19 protein-coding genes, 1 pseudogene and 1 riboswitch are annotated in these 21,873 nt (G+C 41.8%); of the genes and pseudogenes, 19 read left to right on the top strand and 1 reads right to left on the bottom strand.

Annotated features, from left to right (window positions below; translation table 11 throughout):
* Positions 1 to 5: 5 nt before the first annotated feature.
* Positions 6 to 950, bottom strand: a complete 945-nt coding sequence (locus SK629_RS09985; RefSeq protein WP_000815623.1) for a magnesium transporter CorA family protein — start codon at positions 948 to 950, stop codon at positions 6 to 8.
* Between the two features lie 131 nt (positions 951 to 1,081).
* Here SK629_RS09985 and uvrA point away from each other — a divergent pair, with 131 nt between their 5' ends.
* The 19 genes and pseudogenes from uvrA to rplC all read left to right on the top strand — a co-directional run bounded on the left by uvrA (position 1,082) and on the right by rplC (position 21,869).
* Positions 1,082 to 3,913 carry an excinuclease ABC subunit UvrA gene (gene uvrA / locus SK629_RS09980; RefSeq protein WP_042901732.1) on the top strand — a complete coding sequence of 944 codons (2,832 nt, stop codon included), beginning with the start codon at positions 1,082 to 1,084 and terminating at the stop codon, positions 3,911 to 3,913.
* Positions 3,906 to 4,967: a M24 family metallopeptidase gene (locus tag SK629_RS09975; RefSeq protein ID WP_042901731.1), complete on the top strand. Its 1,062-nt coding sequence runs from the start codon at positions 3,906 to 3,908 to the stop codon at positions 4,965 to 4,967. Before uvrA ends, SK629_RS09975 begins: the two co-directional genes overlap by 8 nt.
* Positions 4,968 to 5,024: 57 nt before the next feature.
* Positions 5,025 to 5,176: riboswitch (M-box (ykoK) riboswitch) on the top strand.
* A gap of 194 nt (positions 5,177 to 5,370) precedes the next feature.
* Positions 5,371 to 8,031 carry a magnesium-translocating P-type ATPase gene (gene mgtA / locus SK629_RS09970; protein ID WP_042901730.1) on the top strand — a complete coding sequence of 887 codons (2,661 nt, stop codon included), beginning with the start codon at positions 5,371 to 5,373 and terminating at the stop codon, positions 8,029 to 8,031.
* A gap of 135 nt (positions 8,032 to 8,166) precedes the next feature.
* Positions 8,167 to 8,565 carry a transcriptional regulator Spx gene (spx, locus tag SK629_RS09965; protein WP_000591165.1) on the top strand — a complete coding sequence of 133 codons (399 nt, stop codon included), beginning with the start codon at positions 8,167 to 8,169 and terminating at the stop codon, positions 8,563 to 8,565.
* 217 nt (positions 8,566 to 8,782) lie between these two features.
* Entirely contained in the window at positions 8,783 to 9,352 is a 570-nt protein-coding gene (locus tag SK629_RS09960) for an SP0191 family lipoprotein (RefSeq protein ID WP_042901729.1), read from the top strand.
* Positions 9,353 to 9,438: 86 nt separating this feature from the next.
* Positions 9,439 to 9,705: an IreB family regulatory phosphoprotein gene (locus SK629_RS09955; RefSeq protein ID WP_000507059.1), complete on the top strand. Its 267-nt coding sequence runs from the start codon at positions 9,439 to 9,441 to the stop codon at positions 9,703 to 9,705.
* A gap of 3 nt (positions 9,706 to 9,708) precedes the next feature.
* Complete coding sequence (ruvX, locus tag SK629_RS09950) at positions 9,709 to 10,128, top strand: Holliday junction resolvase RuvX (RefSeq protein ID WP_033609357.1); 420 nt, start codon at positions 9,709 to 9,711, stop codon at positions 10,126 to 10,128.
* A 15-nt stretch (positions 10,129 to 10,143) separates the two neighbouring features.
* Positions 10,144 to 10,449 carry a DUF1292 domain-containing protein gene (locus SK629_RS09945; protein WP_000017620.1) on the top strand — a complete coding sequence of 102 codons (306 nt, stop codon included), beginning with the start codon at positions 10,144 to 10,146 and terminating at the stop codon, positions 10,447 to 10,449.
* A gap of 401 nt (positions 10,450 to 10,850) precedes the next feature.
* Positions 10,851 to 12,101: a bifunctional folylpolyglutamate synthase/dihydrofolate synthase gene (locus SK629_RS09940; protein WP_042901728.1), complete on the top strand. Its 1,251-nt coding sequence runs from the start codon at positions 10,851 to 10,853 to the stop codon at positions 12,099 to 12,101.
* Positions 12,102 to 12,185: 84 nt separating this feature from the next.
* The gene (locus SK629_RS09935) at positions 12,186 to 12,650 is read left to right on the top strand and encodes an SP_0198 family lipoprotein (RefSeq protein WP_042901726.1); all 465 of its coding nucleotides are present in this window, start codon (positions 12,186 to 12,188) and stop codon (positions 12,648 to 12,650) included.
* A gap of 244 nt (positions 12,651 to 12,894) precedes the next feature.
* A complete protein-coding gene (gene cls / locus SK629_RS09930) occupies positions 12,895 to 14,427 on the top strand; it encodes a cardiolipin synthase (protein ID WP_042901725.1) in 1,533 nt (510 codons plus the stop codon).
* A gap of 256 nt (positions 14,428 to 14,683) precedes the next feature.
* Positions 14,684 to 16,237 (top strand): damage-inducible protein CinA, encoded by a 1,554-nt coding sequence (locus SK629_RS09920; protein WP_042901723.1) that lies wholly within the window; start codon positions 14,684 to 14,686, stop codon positions 16,235 to 16,237.
* Between the two features lie 119 nt (positions 16,238 to 16,356).
* Positions 16,357 to 18,564: an anaerobic ribonucleoside-triphosphate reductase gene (nrdD, locus tag SK629_RS09915; protein WP_042901722.1), complete on the top strand. Its 2,208-nt coding sequence runs from the start codon at positions 16,357 to 16,359 to the stop codon at positions 18,562 to 18,564.
* 11 nt (positions 18,565 to 18,575) lie between these two features.
* Positions 18,576 to 18,716, top strand: a complete 141-nt coding sequence (locus SK629_RS09910; RefSeq protein ID WP_000521618.1) for a hypothetical protein — start codon at positions 18,576 to 18,578, stop codon at positions 18,714 to 18,716.
* A gap of 43 nt (positions 18,717 to 18,759) precedes the next feature.
* Complete coding sequence (locus tag SK629_RS09905; protein WP_042901721.1) at positions 18,760 to 19,266, top strand: GNAT family N-acetyltransferase; 507 nt, start codon at positions 18,760 to 18,762, stop codon at positions 19,264 to 19,266.
* Positions 19,259 to 19,849, top strand: a complete 591-nt coding sequence (gene nrdG / locus SK629_RS09900; protein WP_042901720.1) for an anaerobic ribonucleoside-triphosphate reductase activating protein — start codon at positions 19,259 to 19,261, stop codon at positions 19,847 to 19,849. The genes SK629_RS09905 and nrdG overlap by 8 nt, the downstream gene beginning before the upstream one ends.
* Positions 19,846 to 20,474: pseudogene (locus SK629_RS09895) on the top strand (uridine kinase family protein). Before nrdG ends, SK629_RS09895 begins: the two are co-directional and overlap by 4 nt.
* Positions 20,475 to 20,717: 243 nt before the next feature.
* Positions 20,718 to 21,026, top strand: coding sequence for a 30S ribosomal protein S10 (gene rpsJ, locus SK629_RS09890; RefSeq protein ID WP_001284513.1), 309 nt, complete (start codon positions 20,718 to 20,720; stop codon positions 21,024 to 21,026).
* Between the two features lie 216 nt (positions 21,027 to 21,242).
* The gene (gene rplC / locus SK629_RS09885) at positions 21,243 to 21,869 is read left to right on the top strand and encodes a 50S ribosomal protein L3 (RefSeq protein ID WP_000160197.1); all 627 of its coding nucleotides are present in this window, start codon (positions 21,243 to 21,245) and stop codon (positions 21,867 to 21,869) included.
* The last annotated feature ends 4 nt before the right edge of the window (positions 21,870 to 21,873 follow it).

The raw sequence follows: 21,873 nt of genomic DNA, 5'->3' as shown, positions 1-21,873 counted from the left end.
TCCTCTTAGAACCATTTTTTATGGATGAGATAGAGAGTGAGCGAGACACTCATAGCAAAGGCGATAAAGACGATTAACCAGAAGGCATTTGGCTCGCCGTTTAGGGGGATTTCATTATCCTTAAAGTTCATCCCGTAGGCAGAGAAGACCATGGTTGGGATGGACATGACGATGGTCACAAGGGCCAAGGTTTTCATGATGTTGTTCTGGTTGTTGGAAATGATAGAGGCAAAGGTCTCTGTCATAGAATGCAAGACGTTTCCATAAATGTCTGCCATCTCGATGGCCTGTTGGGTTTCAATCAGGGTATCTTCAAGCAGGTCTTCGTCCTCAAGGTATTTCTTGATATTGCTGGTTGAACTGGTCAATTTCTTAATCACGCGCTCATTGGTTTTAAGTGAGGCCTTGAAATAGACGATGGTTTTTTCCAATTCCATGAGCTCAATCAATTCTTCATTACGAGTTGATTGATGCAGTTGACTTTCGATTTGTTCACTCTTACGATCAATCGAACGAAGGGCTGTTAGGTAAAGCTCTGCATTACGATAGAGGATCTGAAAGATGAAACGTGAACGCATGAAGGTGTAGAAATTACGCAAGCGACGGTTGATAAAGACATCGAGGACTGGTAGTGGTTCCAAACACGTAGTGATAATGGTTTCCTCGGTGATGATAATACCAAGCGGGATGGTAACGTAATAGGTGCGGTTATTTCTTTCCTCTGTGACCGGAACGTCTACGATAATCAGGGTGTACTCGTCTTCAATGGTAATACGAGACATTTCTTCCGCATCGAGCGGTGCTCGAAGGTCAGCAATATCAATATCGAAGGCGTTAGCGATTTCGAGTGATTCATTTTGAGTCGGATTGACGAGATTGATCCAAGTACCCGGTTCAAGTGTATCGATCTCTTTAAATTCAGTTGTTGTAGAGAGAAAAACTTGTTTCATATCCCTTATCCTTTCTCATTTTTCAGATTTTTTCACACCGTACTATTATACTACAAAATCAGCCTTTTGGGTAATAGAATCTCACTTTTTTTGGTATAATGGTAAGCAATAATGGACTAGAAAGAACAAAGATGCAAGATAAAATTGTCATTCATGGGGCGCGTGCCCATAATTTAAAAAATATTGATGTGGAGATTCCGCGAGACAAGTTGGTTGTCGTGACAGGTTTGTCAGGTTCAGGGAAATCCAGTCTGGCCTTTGACACCCTCTATGCGGAGGGTCAACGTCGCTATGTAGAGAGTTTGTCAGCCTACGCTCGCCAGTTTTTGGGAAATATGGAGAAGCCTGATGTAGATGCTATTGATGGCCTCAGCCCTGCTATTTCCATCGACCAGAAAACGACTAGCAAAAACCCTCGCTCGACGGTGGGAACAACGACTGAAATCAATGACTATCTGCGTCTCCTCTATGCGCGTGTGGGGACGCCTTACTGTATCAACGGGCATGGAGCTATCAAGGCTTCTTCTGTAGAGCAAATCGTTGATAGGGTTTTGGAGTTACCTGAACGCCAGCGCCTGCAAATCTTAGCCCCAGTTATCCGTAAGAAAAAAGGACAGCACAAGAGCGTTATTGAAAAGATTCAGAAAGATGGGTATGTTCGTGTCCGTGTGGATGGGGAAGTCTATGATGTGACCGAAGTGCCAGAGTTGTCTAAGAGCAAGCAACACAATATTGATGTCGTGGTTGACCGTATCGTTATCAAGGAGGGCATTCGTAGTCGTCTCTTTGATTCCATTGAGGCTGCCCTTCGTATTGCAGAAGGTTATGTCATTATCGACACCATGGACGACTCTGAGTTGCTCTTCTCTGAGCATTATGCCTGTCCAGTTTGTGGCTTTACTGTTCCAGAGTTAGAGCCGCGTCTCTTCTCCTTCAATGCTCCTTTTGGCTCTTGTAGTGAGTGTGACGGCTTGGGCATCAAGTTGGAGGTGGATACTGATTTGGTAGTGCCAGATGCCAGCAAAACGCTACGTGAGGGGGCGCTGGCACCTTGGAATCCTATCTCATCCAACTACTATCCAAACATGCTAGAGCAGGCTATGACGGCCTTTGGAGTGGATATGGATAAGCCTTTTGAGGACCTGTCAGAAGAAGATAAGAACTTGATTCTCTATGGGTCAGATGGTAAGGAATTCCATTTCCACTATGAGAATGAATTTGGTGGCGTGCGCGATATCGATATTCCTTTTGAGGGAGTTGTCAATAATATCAAACGTCGCTACCATGAAACTAATAGTGACTACACCCGCACCCAGATGCGCCTCTACATGAATGAGCTGACCTGCGGAACCTGTCACGGCTATCGTCTCAATGACCAGGCTTTGTCTGTCCGTGTTGGTGGTGAGCAAGGACCACATATCGGAGAAATTTCAGACCTGTCTATCGCGGACCACTTGGACTTGGTAAGCAAGTTGACTCTATCTGAAAATGAAGCCATCATTGCTCGTCCCATTCTCAAGGAAATCAAGGACCGCTTGACCTTCCTTAATAACGTGGGTCTAAACTATCTGACTCTGTCACGTTCAGCAGGAACTCTTTCAGGTGGGGAGAGCCAGCGTATTCGCTTGGCTACCCAGATTGGTTCCAACTTATCAGGTGTCCTTTATATCCTGGATGAGCCGTCAATCGGTCTCCACCAGAGAGACAATGACCGCCTGATCGCCAGTTTGAAAAAAATGCGAGATTTGGGCAATACTCTCATCGTAGTGGAACATGATGAAGATACCATGCGCGAAGCGGACTATCTGATTGACGTTGGTCCTGGTGCAGGTGTTTTTGGTGGGGAGATTGTTGCTGCAGGTACGCCCAAACAGGTGGCTCGTAACAGCAAGTCTATCACAGGCCAGTATTTATCAGGTAAACGTGCTATTCCAGTACCAGAAGAGCGCCGTGTAGGAAATGGTCGCTTTATCGAGGTGACGGGAGCGCGTGAGAACAACCTGCAAAATGTCACAGCTCGTTTCCCATTAGGAAAATTCATCGCGGTGACAGGGGTATCAGGTTCAGGGAAATCGACCTTAATCAACAGTATCCTCAAAAAAGCCATTGCCCAGAAGCTTAACCGCAATTCAGACAAGCCTGGCAAATTCAAGACCATTACCGGTATTGAGCATGTAGACCGCTTGATTGATATTGACCAGAGTCCGATTGGACGAACGCCGAGGTCTGACCCTGCTACCTATACAGGAGTTTTTGACGATATACGTGACCTTTTTGCCCAGACAAACGAGGCCAAGATTCGAGGCTACAAGAAGGGTCGTTTCAGTTTCAACGTCAAGGGAGGTCGTTGCGAAGCCTGCTCAGGTGACGGGATCATCAAGATTGAGATGCACTTCTTGCCAGATGTTTATGTTGCTTGTGAAGTCTGCCACGGGACCCGCTACAACAGTGAAACCCTAGAAGTTCACTACAAGGAAAAAAATATCTCGCAGGTCTTGGATATGACGGTCAACGATGCGGTAGAATTTTTCCAACATATTCCTAAAATTCAACGCAAACTTCAGACCATCAAGGATGTGGGGCTGGGCTATGTGACGCTAGGTCAACCAGCTACCACCCTTTCTGGGGGAGAAGCCCAGCGTATGAAGCTGGCTAGTGAACTCCACAAACGATCGACAGGAAAATCTTTCTACATTCTGGATGAGCCGACGACAGGTCTTCATACTGAGGATATCGCTCGCTTGCTTAAGGTTTTAGCTCGCTTTGTAGACGATGGCAATACAGTCCTCGTCATTGAGCACAATCTAGACGTTATCAAGACAGCAGACCATATTATTGACTTGGGTCCTGAGGGCGGTGTCGGCGGTGGAACCATCATCGCAACAGGAACTCCAGAAGAAGTAGCGGCCAATGAAGCCAGCTACACAGGACAGTATTTGAAAGGAAAGTTACATCATGAATAAACGTGTACAAGCATTTCTCACTAAAATGCAAGAAAAAGAACTAGATGGCATCATTATCAATAACCTTAAAAATGTTTACTACTTGACTGGTTTTTGGGGTTCAAATGGAACAGTTTTTATCAGCCGTGACCGTCAGGTCTTGGTGACAGACTCTCGCTATATCATTGCAGCCAAGCAAGAAACCAGTGGTTTTGAGATTGTGGCTGATCGCGATGAATTGGCAGTCATTGCAGGAATTGTTAAGGACATGGGCTTGTCTCGAATCGGTTTTGAGGACGAGATTTCGGTCTCTTATTATCACCGTATGCAGGCCGCCTTTGAAGGAATTGACTTGCTTCCACAAACTCAGTTTGTTGAAGGTCTTCGAATGATTAAGGATGAGGCGGAGATTGCAGCTATTCGCAAGGCTTGTTCTATCTCAGACCAAGCTTTCCGCGATGCGCTTGACTTTATTAAGCCAGGAAAGACTGAGATTGAGATTGCCAACTTCCTTGACTTCCGCATGCGTGAGTTGGGAGCATCTGGCTTGTCTTTTGACACCATTCTAGCTAGCGGTATCAACTCTTCTAAACCCCATGCCCATCCTATGCACAAACCAGTGGAGCTGGGAGAAGCTATTACCATGGATTTCGGCTGCCTCTATGACCACTATGTCAGCGATATGACACGAACTATCTACTTGGGGCATGTCAGCGACGAGCAAGCAGAGATTTACAATACAGTTCTCAAAGCCAACCAAGCCTTGATCGATCAAGCCAAGGCAGGATTAGGTTTCCGTGACTTTGACAAAATCCCTCGTGATATTATCATTGAGGCAGGTTATGGTGACTACTTTACCCACGGTATTGGGCACGGTATTGGCCTGGATATCCATGAAGAGCCTTACTTTAGCCAGACTTCTACAGAAACTATTAAGGCAGGTATGACCTTGACCGATGAGCCAGGTATCTATATCGAAGGTAAATACGGTGTTCGTATAGAGGATGATATCTTGATTACAGAGACAGGTTGTGAATTATTGACCTTGGCTCCAAAAGAGTTGATAGTCATTTAAGAGTCAAACAATTCAAATGATTGACTTTTAAAATTTAAAGGTTTATACTGAAAGACGAAAACGGTAGGTGAGGCTACCATAGGGATACGGATGACTACCGCAAAGCAGTGGAGACACTACTCGTTGGTCAACAGTTTTGGTCGCGAAGGCTAAGACTAAGCTCATTACATTGCCCTATGGAGTTAAAGCTTGAACGAAAAAACAGATATTTAGTTTTTTAATCCTGCCATTTTATGGTGGGATTTTCTACTGTTTAAAACAAAGAAAGGAGACAGACGATGCAAATTGACGACCATCCGGAACCGCACATACACAGCCAATCGCTGATTTGTGTCGTTCTGCCCTTATAAAGTGATTGGTCTCTGTGTATGAAACACATCATTCATACAGATAGGAGAAACCAATGAAAACAACAAAAGAAAGATTAGCAACAGCTATTCAAGTCCCTTTAGACGAGAGTCTAACTTTTTATCATACCAGTTTAAACGGTTTGACAGAGGAACAGGTCGAAAAAAATCGTGACCTCTATGGCGAAAATGTGATTACCAAAGGCCAAGAAGACAGTATCCTCAAAAAGATTTACGAATCTATTATCAATCCATTTACAATCATCTTGCTGGTTATCGCCGTGATTTCCTTAGTGACCAATGTCTGGTTGGCAAAACCAGGTCAAGAGGATCCGACGACTTCCATTATCATTGTTGTCCTAGTTCTCATTTCTGGAGGCATTCGATTTGTCCAAGAACTCCGCAGTGACAAGGCAGCCACCAATCTTTCAAAAATGATTGTCAACACAGCGACAGTCATTCGTCAAGGAGAAATCCAAGAAGTACCTATCGATGATTTGGTAGTAGGTGACGTGGTTAAATTAAGCGCTGGAGACATGATTCCAGCAGATCTTCTTTTATTTGAGTCGCGCGATTTCTTTGTACAACAGTCTGGCTTGACAGGCGAAAGTGATTCTGTTGAAAAATTGGCCTTGACCAAGGCAACGGTTCAACAATCTGATAGTCTTCTCGAAGCCGAATCCTTGGCTTTTATGGGAACCAATGTCTTATCTGGTAGTGCCAAGGCCGTGGTTTTGGCGGTTGGTGATGATACCATGATGGGGGCTATTGAGCAGACTCTGAACACCTATGACGAGCCCACTTCGTTTGAGCGGGAGATGAACAGTATCTCTTGGCTTTTGATCCGCTTGATGTTGGTCATGGTGCCCATCGTTTTCTTGTCCAATGGTTTAACAGATGGCGACTGGCTGGAAGCTGGAGTATTTGCTTTGAGTGTTGGTGTTGGATTGACACCTGAAATGCTTCCTATGATCATCACTGCCAGTCTAGCAAAAGGCTCCATTATTATGGCCAAGGAAAAAGTGGTTATCAAGAAACTCAATGCCATACAGGACTTAGGGGCGATTGATATCTTGTGTACAGATAAGACAGGAACTCTAACCCAAGATGAAATCGTTCTAGAATATCCCTTGGACATCCACGGACGCTTGGATTTGACTGTCTTGAGACGAGCTTATCTCAATTCTTATTTTCAAACGGGCTTAAAAAATTTGATGGACAGAGCCATTATCAAACGGACTGAAAAGGAAGCCAAAGAACACGCCCTCTTGCAAAATCTGTCTCAAACTTTTCAAAAAATAGATGAGCTTCCCTTTGATTTTGAACGCAGACGGATGAGTGTCATCGTCAAGGATGAACACGAAGTGGTTAGTTTAGTGACCAAGGGTGCCCTAGAGGAAATGTTGACGATTTCCAGTCATGCGGAATACCAAGGAGTGATTACTCCCTTGACAGATGCTATTAGAGAAGAAATATTAGAGGAAGTCCGACAACTCAATCAACAAGGTTTGCGTGTCTTGGGAGTGGCCTATAAGTCAGGTTTGAGGGAAGGTCATGCTTATACAGTTGATGATGAAGGGGATATGATTCTAACTGGTTATTTAGCCTTCCTAGATCCACCAAAACCATCTGCAGCACCAGCAATTAAGGCTTTGTTAGAACATGGAGTTAAAACAAAGATTTTAACGGGAGACAACGAAAAAGTTACCCAAGCAGTCTGTGAAAAGGTTGGTTTAGATATCAATCAGATGCTATTGGGATCTGAAATTGATCAGATGAGTGATCAAGAATTGGCCCAAGCCGTAGAGGAGGTAACAGTCTTTGCCAAACTTTCTCCTGACCAAAAAGCAAGGATTATTTTGCAATTTAAGGCTAATGGTCATGCTGTTGGCTATATGGGAGATGGAATCAATGATGCCCCTTCTATGAAAGTAGCAGATGTGGGGATTTCTGTTGATACAGCAGTAGATATTGCTAAAGAAACAGCTGATGTTATCCTACTTGATAAGGATCTCATGGTACTTGAAAAAGGACTGGTTGAAGGGCGTAAGGTCTATGCTAATATGACCAAATATATCAAGATGACAGTGAGTTCTAATTTTGGAAATATCTTATCCCTATTGGTCTCTGGAATCTTTTTACCATTTTTACCAATGGCACCAGTCCATTTGATTATCCTAAATCTAGTCTATGATTTGTCTTGTATTGCCTTGCCTTTTGACAAGGTGGACAAAGATTTTTTGAGAAATCCGCATACATGGGAAGCCAAGTCTATTACACGTTTCATGGTTTGGATGGGGCCTATCTCTTCTGCCTTTGATATTTTGACCTTCAGCTTGCTTTATTTTATCATTGTACCCATGACGACAGGTCATGCCTATGTTCATGGAGCAGAGTCGGCCGTAGGCTTTATTGTCTTGTTCCAGACAGGTTGGTTTATCGAGTCTATGTGGTCTCAGACTATGGTTATCCATATGCTGCGTTCAGCCAAAATTCCCTTTTTACAAAGTCGTCCAGCTTGGCTAGTCCTTGTGACAACCTTATTGGCTGCAGCCTTTGTGACCTTCCTTCCCTACAGTCCACTAGCTAGCCTTCTTCATTTAACTCCTTTGAAACCGATTTATTTCATCTTTTTGATTTTTATCATCATTTTGTACATGATTAGCGTGACAATTGTGAAAAAAATCTATATCAAGAAATATAAAGAATGGCTGTAAATTTCATTTTGTCAAGAAAAAAGTACGAAAATGACGAAAAAAGTCAAAAAAATTTAAAAATAGGTCGCAAGTCGGATGTTTTTTATGGTATAATAGACTAAACTGATAGTAACATGTAGCGAAAGGGGTAGGTACATGATCAAGATTTATACAGTCTCAAGTTGTACTAGTTGTAAAAAAGCAAAAACCTGGCTCAATGCCCACCAGTTAAGTTATAAAGAACAAAATCTTGGTAAAGAAGGAATTACGAGAGAAGAATTACTGGATATTCTAACCAAAACAGATAACGGAATAGCCAGCATCGTTTCGTCTAAAAATCGCTATGCCAAAGCCCTTGGAGTGGATATTGAAGATTTGAGTGTCAACGAAGTACTCAATCTGATTATGGAAACACCGAGAATTTTAAAGAGCCCAATCCTTGTAGATGAAAAACGCCTGCAAGTTGGCTATAAGGAAGACGATATTCGTGCCTTCCTACCACGCTCTGTCCGTAATGTAGAAAATGCAGAAGCACGTTTGCGTGCAGCTCTATAAACATCAAGGCTGGGGGCAACTCCCAGTCTTATTCTATTTTATACTCTTCAAAAATCAAATTCAAACCGCGTCAACATCGCCTTGCCGTATGCATGTTCCTGACTTCGTCAGTTTTATCTGCAACCTCAAAGCAGTGCTTTGAGCAGCCTGCGGCTAGTTTTCTAGTTTGCTCTTTGATTTTCATTGAGTATTAATCTCAAAAAGAAAGAAGAAAGAAATGAAAAAAATAGTTCTTGTTAGTCTAGCTTTCCTTTTTGTCCTGGTTGGTTGCGGACAGAAAAAAGAAACTGGAAAAGCTACAAAAACAGAAAAGGATACGCTTCAGTCGGCATTACCAGTTATTGAAAATGCTGAGAAGAATACAGTTGTAACCAAGACTTTGGTCTTGCCCAAGTCAGATGATGGCAGCCAGCAAACCCAAACCATTACTTATAAAGACAAGACTTTTTTGAACCTAACCATTCAACAAAAGCGTCCAGTCTCAGATGAGTTGAAGACCTATATTGACCAACATGGTGTGGAAGAAACTCAAAAAGCTCTTCTTGAGGCGGAGGAGAAGGATGAGTCTATCATTGAAGCTCGTAAATTGGCAGGCTTTAAGCTTGAAACCAAATTATTGAGTGCAACCGAACTTCAAACAACGACTAGTTATGATTTTCAAGTTTTGGATGTCAAGAAGGCTTCTCAATTGGAATATCTGAAGAATATTGGCTTGGAAAATCTTTTGAAAAATGAACCAAGCAAATATATTTCAGACAGATTGGCAAATGGTGCGACAGAACAATAGAAAATCCAAATAAATAGACTGCCTGAATTGTAGAAGGTAAGGAATTATGCTATAATGGTACTATTCTAAGGAAAGAGGGTGTTAGAATGGGATTTACTGAAGAAACAGTACGTTTTAAATTGGACGATTCCAATAAAAAAGAAATTAGCGAAACTTTGACTGATGTCTATGCTTCGTTGAACGATAAGGGCTACAACCCGATTAACCAAATCGTAGGTTACGTATTGAGTGGAGACCCTGCCTACGTTCCTCGTTATAATAATGCACGAAATCAAATCCGTAAGTATGAGCGTGATGAAATCGTTGAGGAATTGGTCCGCTACTACCTTAAAGGACAAGGAGTCGATCTATAACCTATGAGAATTATGGGATTGGACGTCGGTTCAAAAACGGTAGGGGTGGCCATTAGCGATCCGCTCGGTTTTACAGCTCAAGGGCTTGAAATCATCCAAATCAATGAGGAGCAAGGCCAATTTGGTTTTGACCGCGTTAAGGAGTTGGTTGATGCTTACAAGGTGGAACGATTTGTAGTGGGCTTGCCTAAAAACATGAACAATACAAGCGGACCGCGCGTGGAAGCTAGTCAGGCATACGGAGCAAAGCTAGAAGAGCTTTTTGGTTTACCAGTAGACTATCAGGATGAACGCTTGACAACAGTTGCTGCGGAACGCATGTTGATTGAACAAGCAGATATCAGCCGTAACAAGCGCAAGAAAGTCATTGATAAGTTAGCAGCTCAGCTGATTTTACAAAATTATTTAGATAGAAAATTTTAATATAAAGGAGAGGCTATGTCACACGATCATAACCACGACCACGAAGAACGTGAATTAATTACACTAGTAGATGAGCAAGGAAATGAAACCTTGTTTGAGATCCTTTTGACGATTGACGGAAAAGAAGAATTTGGTAAAAACTATGTTCTTCTAGTGCCAGTTAACGCAGAAGAAGACGAAGATGGACAAGTTGAAATCCAAGCTTACTCATTCATCGAAAACGAGGATGGAACAGAAGGCGAATTGCAACCAATCCCAGAAGATTCAGAAGACGAATGGAACATGATTGAAGAAGTCTTCAACAGCTTTATGGAGGAGTGATACAGTCTGGGAGACTGTATCAGCCCAACTCCTAGAAATTGGAAGAGTTGGAACGTCCAGTGGACGTTTTTAGCCCTGCGCTAGAAAATAGAAACGCAGGCAGTCCGGGGGGACGTTTTTACCCCTGCGCTAGAAAATAGAAACGCAGGCAGTCCAGTGGACGTTTTTAGCCTGACGCTAAAAATAAAGACCGTAAGTAAGTTCGGGGGATATTTTTACCCCAGTTCCTTTAAATAAGAGAGACTGGTAAGTCTGGGGGTGTTTTTAGCCCAAGTTAATATTCATAGTAGCTAGTTATTAGCTAACCAGGTTAGAGGTCGGGACGAAAATCCTGGCCTTGTTTTTATTAGTCATCATGCTTTGATGTGGTAATTGATTGGACTTTTGTCAAGGAGATATATATGTTTGAAGTAGAAGAATGGCTTCACAGTCGGATTGGTTTGAATTTTCGATCAGGTTTGGGGCGAATGCAACAAGCGGTGGATTTGTTGGAGAATCCAGAGAAGTCTTACCCTATTATCCACGTAACAGGGACTAATGGGAAAGGCTCTACCATTGCTTTTATGAGGGAATTATTTATGGGACATGGCAAAAAAGTTGCGACCTTTACCTCCCCTCATATCGTCTCTATCAATGACCGAATCTGCATTAATGGGCAACCTATAGCAGATGCAGACTTCATCCGTTTGGCTGATCAGGTCAAGGAGATGGAGAAAACGCTTCTGCAAACCCATGATCAGTTGTCCTTTTTTGAATTGCTGACCTTAGTTGCTTTTCTTTATTTTAGGGAGCAAGAAGTGGATTTGGTTTTATTAGAAGTAGGAATTGGTGGCCTACTTGACACGACTAATGTGGTAACTGGAGAGATTGCTGTCATCACCTCCATCGGGCTTGACCATCAGGAGACCTTGGGTGATAGACTAGAAGCAATCGCAGAGCAGAAAGCTGGTATTTTCAAGGTTGGTAAGAAGGCAGTGATTGCGAAATTGCCGCAAGAAGCTAGGTTTGTTTGTCAGAAAAAAGCCGAATCTTTAGCTATTGACTTTTATCAGGCAGGCCAGGATTTTTCAATGCTGAATAGTGATTTTTCAAGTTCGTTGCTGAATCTTTCGCAGTTGAAAATAGGTTTAGAAGGAGCCTATCAGCAGGAAAATGCGGCCTTGGCATTGCAAACTTTTCTTCTTTTTATGGGAGAAGGAAAGGAAGTTGTTGATGAACAGGCTGTAAGAAAGGCCTTGAAACAGACCCATTGGGCTGGTCGTTTGGAGCGTATTCATCCACAGATTTACTTGGATGGTGCTCATAACCTCCCTGCCTTGACTCGCTTGGTTGAGTTTATCAAAGAAAAAGAGCAGGAAGGTTATCGACCTCAAATCCTCTTTGGAGCCTTAAAACGTAAGGATTATCAAGGGATGTTGGCTTATTTGGCTGAAAATTTACCTCAAGTGGAACTCAAGGTGACTGGTTTTGACTATCAAGGTTCTCTGGACGAGACAGATGTAATGGGTTACGACGTCATTCCTTCTTACCGAGAATTTATCAGCAGTTTCGAAGAAAGAGCCGACGCGCAGGACTTATTGTTCATTACAGGATCTCTCTATTTTATCTCAGAAGTACGGGGCTGCCTACTGGACCATGAGCAGATAAATTGACCTCCTTTTTTGAACTTGTTATACTAGGGGAACTACCAGTTAGAAGAAACATTCTCTAAATCGGTAGCAGAAAGGAAATTCATCATGAAATTAAAAACATTCACACTTTCTCTTGCTTCTCTAGCAAGTCTTAGTCTCTTAGTAGCTTGTTCACAAAGAACTCAACAAGTTCAACAACCAGTAGCTCAATCGCAAACTCAACAAACTCAGCAATCACAACCTACTGTTTCATCGTCTACAGAAAATAGCAACCAGGCAGCAACAAGTTCTTCACAAAATACAGTTACAGCTCAACCAACTAATATTGATGGAACTTATACTGGTCAGGACGAAGGAGACCGTATCACTTTAGTGGTAACTGGAACAACTGGTACATGGACACAGGTAGAAACTGACGGAGATCAAGAAATCAAGCAGGTTAGCTTCGATGCCGCTAATCAACGCATGATTATTGGTGATGATGCCAAGATTTATACAATTAATGGCAATCAGATGATTATCGACGATATGGATAGAGACGCTTCAGATCGTATCGTTTTATCAAAATAGACTAGAAGGAGACTGGATTTTTCGGTCTCTTTTATGATTACTTAGAAAAATGACCATAAATACTTGCCTTCTACCGAATACCTGCGTTATACTAGTATCATACTCAATGAAAATCAAAGAGCAAACTAGGAAGCTAGCCGCAGGCTGTACTTAAGTACGGCAAGGTGAAGCTGACGTGGTTTGAAGAGATTTTCGAAGAGTATCAATTACCTGTTTTTAGCATTCAAACTATCAAGGAGGGGATATGAAATATAGGAAATTTCAATTATTGATGTCCAAGTATGGCTTTAGTCTTTTGATTATGCTACTTGAACTTTCTCTTGTTTTTGGTCTCTTTCTTTATTTAGGTCGCATGGCTCCTATTCTTTGGGTGATTCTCTTAATCTTTATGAGTATGGCAACTATTGTCGCAATTGTCAATCGTTCCATGGCGCCTGAAAGCAAAGTAATGTGGTTAGTGGTGACTTTTGTTCCTGTTATTGGTCCTTTGCTCTATATAATGTTTGGTGAAAGGCGATTGTCCAAAAAAGAAATCAAGCAGTTGGACAAACTTGGTTCCATGCATTTTCGGGAGGATAACAGTAAAGCTCTCCGCCAGAAATTGAAGGAAGAGGATAAGGCGGCTTACGGAGTTATCAAATCTTTGTTAAGTATGGATAGTAACGCCGATGTCTATGATCGAACAGACTCACAATTCTTTTCTTCGGGTGAAAGCATGTGGCAATATATGTTGGAAGACCTTAAGAAAGCTGAAAAGTTTATCTTTCTAGAGTACTATATTGTCGAAGAAGGTCTGATGTGGAATAGCATACTAGACATACTAGAGCAAAAGGCAGCTCAGGGTGTAGAGGTCAAGATGCTCTATGATGATATCGGCTGTATGGCGACTTTGCCTGGAGACTACACTATTCAGCTTCGTAGTCGAGGAATTGAAGCCCATAAATTCAATAAGGTAATTCCTCGTCTGACGGTGGCTTACAACAATCGGGACCATCGTAAAATTCTGGTCATAGATGGTCAGGTAGCTTATACAGGAGGCATTAACTTAGCCGATGAGTACATCAATCATGTAGAACGCTTTGGCTATTGGAAGGACAGTGGGATTCGCTTAGATGGCCTTGGTGTCAAGGCTCTCACCCGTCTCTTTTTGATGACCTGGTACATCAATCGTGGGGAAATCAGCGATTTTGACCAGTATCACTTGGAAAATCAGCCTTGTTTTAGTCAAGGACTCTGCATTCCTTACGGTAGTGGACCCAAGCCCATCTTCCGTACTCAGGTAGGGAAAAAAGTCTATCAAAGTTTGATTAATCAGGCCACTGATTCAGTCTATATTACAACGCCCTATTTAATTATTGACTATGATTTAACTGAGAGTATTAAAAATGCAGCTATGAGGGGTGTTGATGTCCGCATTGTGACCCCTTTCGTTCCAGATAAAAAATTAATCCAACTCATCACAAGAGGAGCCTATTCGGATTTGTTATCGGTAGGAGTAAGAATTTTTGAGTATAGTCCAGGCTTCATTCACAGTAAACAAATCTTAGTGGATAAGGACTTTGCTGCAGTTGGAACCATTAACTTAGATTACAGAAGTTTGCTTCACCACTATGAAAATGCAGTTTTGTTATATAAAACGGCATCAATCACAGAGATTCAAAAAGATTTTCAAGAGATTTTTTCGGTATCGCAAGAAATTTTTGCTCATACGATAAAAAATAGCTGGTATCAAAAATTGATTAAGGAAATTGCCCAGTTATTTGCCCCTATCTTATAAGAAATCTAGGACTTAGGATATGACTGAGTCCTCTTTTTCTTGCTTTTTACGAATAGAGAGATATAGGGGAGAAACGATGCTGACTCAGAAGGAATTGAACTATATCACGACATTTAAACAGACACATTTACACCGATTTCGAGAAATTGAAACCTTTGTGAAACTATGCGAAAAATCGCTCAAACAGCCATCGCAAGCTGACAATTCTAGGTCTTTTTGATATACTAAGACAGATAAATTGAATAGGAGAAACGACATGGCTGTATATGGCAGAATCGAAGAAGTATCCGAAACGATACAGAGTAATGAAATTGAAAATAGATTGGATAGGAACCTTGAATCGAACCTGGAAAAAGAAGAGCCCCTAGCTTTCCCGTTTTTCAGACTCATCATCGGAAGTACGATTGCGACGGTTTTTTCTGTGGTGCTTCCTTTACTTTTAGATATGGTAAGTCCTTCTCAGGCTCAGGATTTGTATATAGGGTGGGCTTTGCATCAGGGAGGACAGCTATACAGTAGTTATTATGCTAGCCAAGGTCTTCTTTATTATTTACTACTTTATATTACCCAAGGAGGCATCCTTTTTGCCTTGGTAGAATGGCTAGCCCTCTTAGGAGGAGGTTATTTCCTTTTTTCTGCAACTGACTATCTGACAGGACAAAGGGATCAAGCTAAGCAACTTTTAACGATATTTTATATTTTGGTATCTGGTCTTGGTTTTGGAGGAGGCTATGCTACGATTTTAGCTCTTCCATTCTTATTTGCAGGCTTTTCTTTAGTAGCAGGCTATCTGTCAAATCCTAATAATGACAAGGGATTTTTACGTTTGGGGATTTTCTTGGCCCGATCATTTTTCATAGAACCCCTAACTAGTCTTCTATTTATTGTAGCGATAACTGTAGGTTTATTGGTCTTTAATATTGGACATGGACGCTTTATACATGGAATTTATCAATTTTTTGCGACAGCACTTGGTTTCTCTCTCCTATTTTATCCTTTAGGCTACTATGTCATCATTTCAGGAGGTTTTGGAGAGGCTTTAAGTAGATTTTTGTATCCATTTACCTCTATGATTACTTTTACTAACCCCCAGTTAGTAGAAAATACTTTATTCTATGGTCTATTAACCTTTGGATTAGGAGCTTTCATTCTTATTTTTCTCGGTTTGTTCCAATCTAAAGCATCTAAATTATATGTCATCTCAGTACCAGCTAGCTTTGTTTTCTTATTTGTACTAGCCTTGTTGCTTTTTTCTCAAGAACCTCTTCACGGTTCGCGTTTGATTCTAATCCTTCCATTTTTACTCCTTCTTTTGATGGCCAGTATTCGTGGAAAACATTCAGCTAGAGGAGCTCGTTGTCGGAGAAGAGAGGAAGTTCCAAATTTATGGAAAAAATTTATGAGGGGAAATCTCTACTTACCGATTTTAGTAGTGTTTTATCTAATTGCAGTTCCTTTTGTAGCTCGTTTTGTCTTGCATCCAGCTTCATATAGTGAACAACATCAAGTAGTGGACAGAATAAAACAAGAGACGAGCGAGGGAGACCAAATCTATATCTGGGATTCCCATGTTCAGATCTATAAAGAAAGCCAGCGTTTGTCTGGATCCATTTTCCCATCCCCTCTTCTCTACACGAATACAGAAGAAAATAAAACTAGTTTGATCAATGATTTGAAAGAAAATCAACCTAAGGTGATTGTGGTGAATGATAAGGTGGCGCTCTGGTCTGAAGTAGAAACACTTTTAAAAGAAAATTACCAACAATTAAAGACAGATTATTCAGAGTTTAAAGTTTATAAAACCAAATAATAAAATCAATATCTTGTGTATTTTTAAAAATTTTAGGATTTTTAACACAAGATATTGATTTTTCTTTTTAGAGTGGTATAATACTTTTTAGAAAGAACATTTTAGAAAAGAGCATGCATATGATTGCACTAGAAGAAAAAATTACAATTTTGCCAACTCTCTTCGTCGAGAAACGAGATGGAAGACGTGTTGTATTTGATGTGGACAAGATTGATAAAGCTCTCCACAAGGCGGCAGACAAGGTTATGGACGTGACACCCTTAGTCGAAAAACGCCTCAATGCTCTGACTGAGCGAATTGTCACAGAAATTCATAGTCGCTTTCCACAAGGGGTTAAGATTTACGAAATTCAAAATATCGTAGAACATGAACTCCTTGAATCCAAAGAATATGCCTTGGCTGAGGAGTATATCACTTATCGGACACAAAGGGATTTTGAACGCTCGAAAGCGACAGATATAAACTTTAGTATCCATAAACTTCTCAACAAAGATCAGGCGGTTGTTAACGAAAATGCCAATAAAGACAGCGATGTCTTCAACACCCAGCGTGATTTGACAGCAGGGATTGTTGGAAAGTCAATCGGACTGCAAATGCTTCCTAAGCATGTAGCCAATGCCCACCAAAAGGGGGATATCCACTATCACGATTTGGACTACAGTCCCTATACCCCTATGACCAACTGCTGTTTGATTGACTTCAAGGGTATGTTGGAAAATGGTTTTAAGATTGGAAATGCAGAGGTAGAGAGTCCCAAGTCTATCCAGACTGCGACAGCTCAAATTTCCCAAATCATCGCCAATGTTGCTTCTAGCCAGTACGGAGGTTGTTCAGCTGACCGTATCGATGAGATCTTGGCGCCTTATGCAGAGAAGAATTACAAAAAACACCTCAAGGATGCGGAAGAGTGGGTCTTACCTGAAAAACGGGAAGATTACGCTTGGAAGAAAACGCAAAAGGACATCTATGATGCCATGCAATCTCTCGAGTATGAAATCAATACTCTCTTCACTTCAAATGGCCAAACACCATTTACTTCACTAGGTTTTGGTCTAGGAACTAGTCGTTTTGAGCGGGAAATTCAAAAGGCAATTTTAAACATTCGTATCAATGGGCTTGGTTCAGAACACCGTACAGCTATCTTCCCAAAACTCATCTTTACGCTAAAAAGAGGACTCAATTTAGAGGAAGGAACTCCCAACTACGACATCAAGCAGTTGGCTCTTGAGTGTGCAACCAAGCGGATGTATCCAGATGTTTTATCTTATGATAAGATTGTTGACTTGACAGGCTCCTTCAAGGTGCCTATGGGTTGCCGTTCGTTCCTTCAAGGATGGAAGGATGAAAATGGTGTCGAGGTCAATTCAGGCCGTATGAATCTGGGTGTTGTGACGGTTAACCTGCCTCGTATTGCCCTTGAATCTGAAGGAGACATGAATAAGTTCTGGGAAATCTTCAACGAGCGTATGAATATCGCTGAGGATGCTCTGGTTTATCGTGTCGAACGCACTAAAGAGGCAACACCAGCAAATGCTCCTATCCTGTATCAATACGGTGCTTTTGGCCATCGTCTAGGTAAAGAAGAAAGTGTTGACCAGCTCTTTAAGAATCGTCGTGCGACAGTTTCTCTGGGCTATATCGGTTTGTATGAGGTAGCAACTGTTTTCTTTGGTAACAGCTGGGAAAGCAATCCAGAAGCTAAGAAACTCACGCTAGACATCATTCACGATATGAAACGCCGTGTAGAAGAGTGGTCGGATCAATATGGTTACCATTTCTCTATCTACTCAACACCGTCTGAAAGTCTGACAGACCGTTTCTGCCGACTAGATACAGAGAAGTTTGGCTCTATTCCTGATATCACAGACAAGGAATACTACACCAATTCTTTCCATTATGATGTTCGTAAAAATCCAACACCGTTTGAAAAATTAGACTTTGAGAAAGTCTATCCAGAAGCAGGTGCGTCAGGTGGTTTTATCCATTATTGTGAGTATCCAGTTCTTCAGCAAAATCCAAAGGCCTTGGAAGCTGTCTGGGACTATGCCTATGACCGCGTGGGCTATCTAGGGACCAATACTCCGATTGACCGTTGCTACAAGTGTGACTTTGAGGGGGATTTTGAACCAACTGAGAGAGGATTTGCTTGTCCAAACTGTGGCAATAGCGACCCTAAAACCGTAGATGTGGTCAAACGAACTTGTGGCTATCTAGGTAATCCTCAAGCGCGACCTATGGTCAATGGCCGTCACAAGGAAATCGCTGCGCGTGTCAAACACATGAATGGCTCAACGATTAAAATAGCTGGCCATCAAGTAACAAATTAGAAAGAAATGAAATGGGAAAATATCAATTAGACGATAAAGGGCGCGCACAAGTGACCCGTTATCACGAGAAACACTCTAAAGGTGGAGCTGGTAAGAAAGAACGCTTGCTCAATCTCAGAGAACAATTTTTAAACAAGAATAAGAAAAAATAAAAGTGAGAGTTAACTCTCGCTTTTCTCTTAGCGGGAGGTAAGGATGGAATTACGCAGACCAAGACTAGCAGACAAAGAAACAGTTTTAGAGTTGATGGCAGAGTTTGAAAAGAGCCAATCAGCCCATGATGGAGGATTTTGGGATACAGAGAACTTTGTGTATGAAGAGTGGTTGGAAAGCAATCAGAATCAGGAAATGGGGATTAATCTGCCTGAAGGATGGGTCCCAGCAATTCAGTTAGTAGCTTTTTCCGGGAAAGGTCAAGCACTTGGATTTCTTAACCTCCGATTGCGCCTCAATAACTTCCTACTAGAAAAAGGTGGCCACATTGGCTATTCCATCCGACCATCTGAAAGAGGCAAAGGTTATGCCAAGGAAGCTCTCCGTCAGGGTTTGCAAGTTGCTAAGGAAAAGAATATCAAGAAAGCTCTTGTGACCTGTAGCGTGAATAATCCTGCTAGTAGAGCAGTCATTCTAGCAAATGGAGGTCTCATTGAGGATGTTCGTAATGGAGTCGAGCGTTATTGGATAGAGGTAGCGAATGAATAATCCAAAACCACAAGAATGGAAAAGCGAGGAACTCAGTCAAGGCCGTATCATTGACTACAAGGCCTTTAACTTTGTTGATGGCGAAGGCGTGCGTAACTCTCTCTATGTATCAGGTTGCATGTTTCACTGCGAGGGATGTTATAATGTTGCGACTTGGTCTTTCAATGCTGGCATTCCATACACTGCAGAGCTAGAAGAACAGATCATGGCAGATCTTGCTCAGCCCTATGTTCAAGGCTTGACTTTGCTAGGAGGAGAGCCTTTTCTCAATACGGGCATTCTCTTGCCTCTCGTTAGACGCATCCGAAAGGAATTGCCAGACAAAGATATCTGGTCCTGGACGGGCTACACTTGGGAAGAAATGATGCTGGAGACTCCAGACAAATTGGAACTCTTATCGCTAATTGACATCCTTGTCGATGGACGGTATGACCGAACTAAGAGAAATCTTATGCTCCAGTTTCGAGGTTCGTCCAATCAACGCATCATCGATGTGCAAAAATCGCTCAAAGGTGGGCAAGTAGTGATTTGGGACAAGCTTAATGACGGAAAAGAAAGCTATGAACAGGTGAAGAGAGAATGAAGAGAAAAGACTTAATAGACCAGCTTATCTCAGAAATGGAAACGGGAAAAGTCAGGACACTAGGGATATACGGTCATGGGGCTTCGGGTAAATCAACCTTTGCACAGGAATTGTACCAAGCCTTAGATTCTACTACAGTAAATTTGCTAGAAACAGATCCTTATATCACCTCAGACCGTCATCTGGTAGTACCAAAGCAAGCGCTAGACCAAAAGGTGACAGCTTGTCTGCCGGTGGCACATGAATTGGCAAGTTTGCAGAGAGATATCTTAGCCTTGCAGAGGGGTATGGATATCTTAACAATTGAAGAACCTTGGAAAGCTAGTGAGGTCTTGTCTGGAGCAAAATCGATTTTGATTGTCGAAGGGATGTCTGTTGGCTTTTTACCCAAAGAACTCTTTGACAAAACCATCTGCTTTTACACGGATGAGGAGACTGAATTAAAGCGGCGCTAGCTCGAGATACGACTGTGAGAAATCGCGATGAATCCTTTATATTGGCTAGCCATCAGATGAGACGGGAGCAATATCTACACTACTATAAAGAAACCGAGTCAAGGGCGGACATTCTCGTGAAACAATCAGAAGATAAATTTGAGGTCAAGAGGACTCAAATAATTATATAGAAGAAAATCCGTAATTTTAGAAAGAAAAAATAGGAAAACAGTTTCATTGTAAAAAACGAAAAAACAGCAACAAATCCCTTGCAATCGTAGGGGCTTTGTGTTATTCTATTATGGTGCTGTAAATTACAGCTTTAGCTTTGATGCAAGAGGTTGCGACACGCTCGGTTGCATTGCCACGCAACACCGCGTCGGTTTTCTTGTGGAGCTAGCCTATTATCTTAAATAGACGAAAAGGAGAAAAAGATGGCAAACAAAAAAATCCGTATCCGTTTGAAAGCTTACGAACACCGTACGCTTGACACAGCGGCTGCAAAAATCGTAGAATCAGCTACTCGTACAGGTGCACAAGTTGCGGGTCCAATCCCACTTCCAACTGAACGTAGCCTCTACACAATCATTCGTGCGACTCACAAATACAAAGACTCTCGCGAACAATTTGAAATGCGTACACACAAACGTTTGATCGATATCGTTAACCCAACTCAAAAAACAGTTGATGCTTTGATGAAATTGGATCTTCCAAGTGGTGTAAACGTAGAAATCAAACTTTAATCTAAAATATAAAAGAGCAGAGGCTGGTGTTTCAATCTAATTGAACACGGGCTAAACTCGGTGTGAAAAAGATAAACTTCCTAGTGTCTGCTAGACACTGCGTTAGTTTCCTATTTTCACTTTGAGTTTGACGCCCTTTGTATCTTAGACTTGAGCATAAAAAACGCTCGTTAAAAACTTTTTGAACAAAAAATATAGAAAAGGAACTATTTTCTCATGACAAAAGGAATCTTAGGGAAAAAAGTGGGAATGACTCAAATCTTCACTGAAGCTGGCGAATTGATCCCTGTAACAGTTATTGAAGCAACTCCAAACGTTGTTCTTCAAGTTAAAACTGTTGAAACAGACGGATACAACGCTATCCAAGTTGGTTTCGATGACAAACGCGAAGTATTGAGCAACAAACCTGCTAAAGGACATGTAGCGAAAGCAAACACGGCTCCTAAGCGCTTCATTCGTGAATTCAAAAACGTTGAAGGCTTGGAAGTTGGTGCTGAAATCACAGTTGAAACATTCGCAGCTGGAGACGTTGTTGACGTAACTGGTACTTCTAAAGGTAAAGGTTTCCAAGGTGTTATCAAACGTCACGGACAATCACGTGGACCAATGGCTCACGGTTCTCGTTACCACCGTCGTCCAGGTTCTATGGGACCTGTTGCACCTAACCGCGTATTCAAAGGTAAAAACCTTGCAGGACGTATGGGTGGTGACCGCGTAACAATTCAAAACCTTGAAGTTGTACAAGTTGTTCCAGAAAAGAACGTTATTCTTATCAAAGGTAACGTACCAGGTGCTAAGAAATCTCTTATCACTATCAAATCAGCAGTTAAAGCTGGTAAATAATAAA

Origin of the sequence: Streptococcus mitis (assembly GCF_000722695.1) — a bacterium.
GTDB classification, from domain to species: domain Bacteria; phylum Bacillota; class Bacilli; order Lactobacillales; family Streptococcaceae; genus Streptococcus; species Streptococcus mitis_O.
The sequence above is the reverse complement of the archived record's forward strand: the minus strand, read 5'-3'. Positions and strand labels throughout refer to the sequence as shown.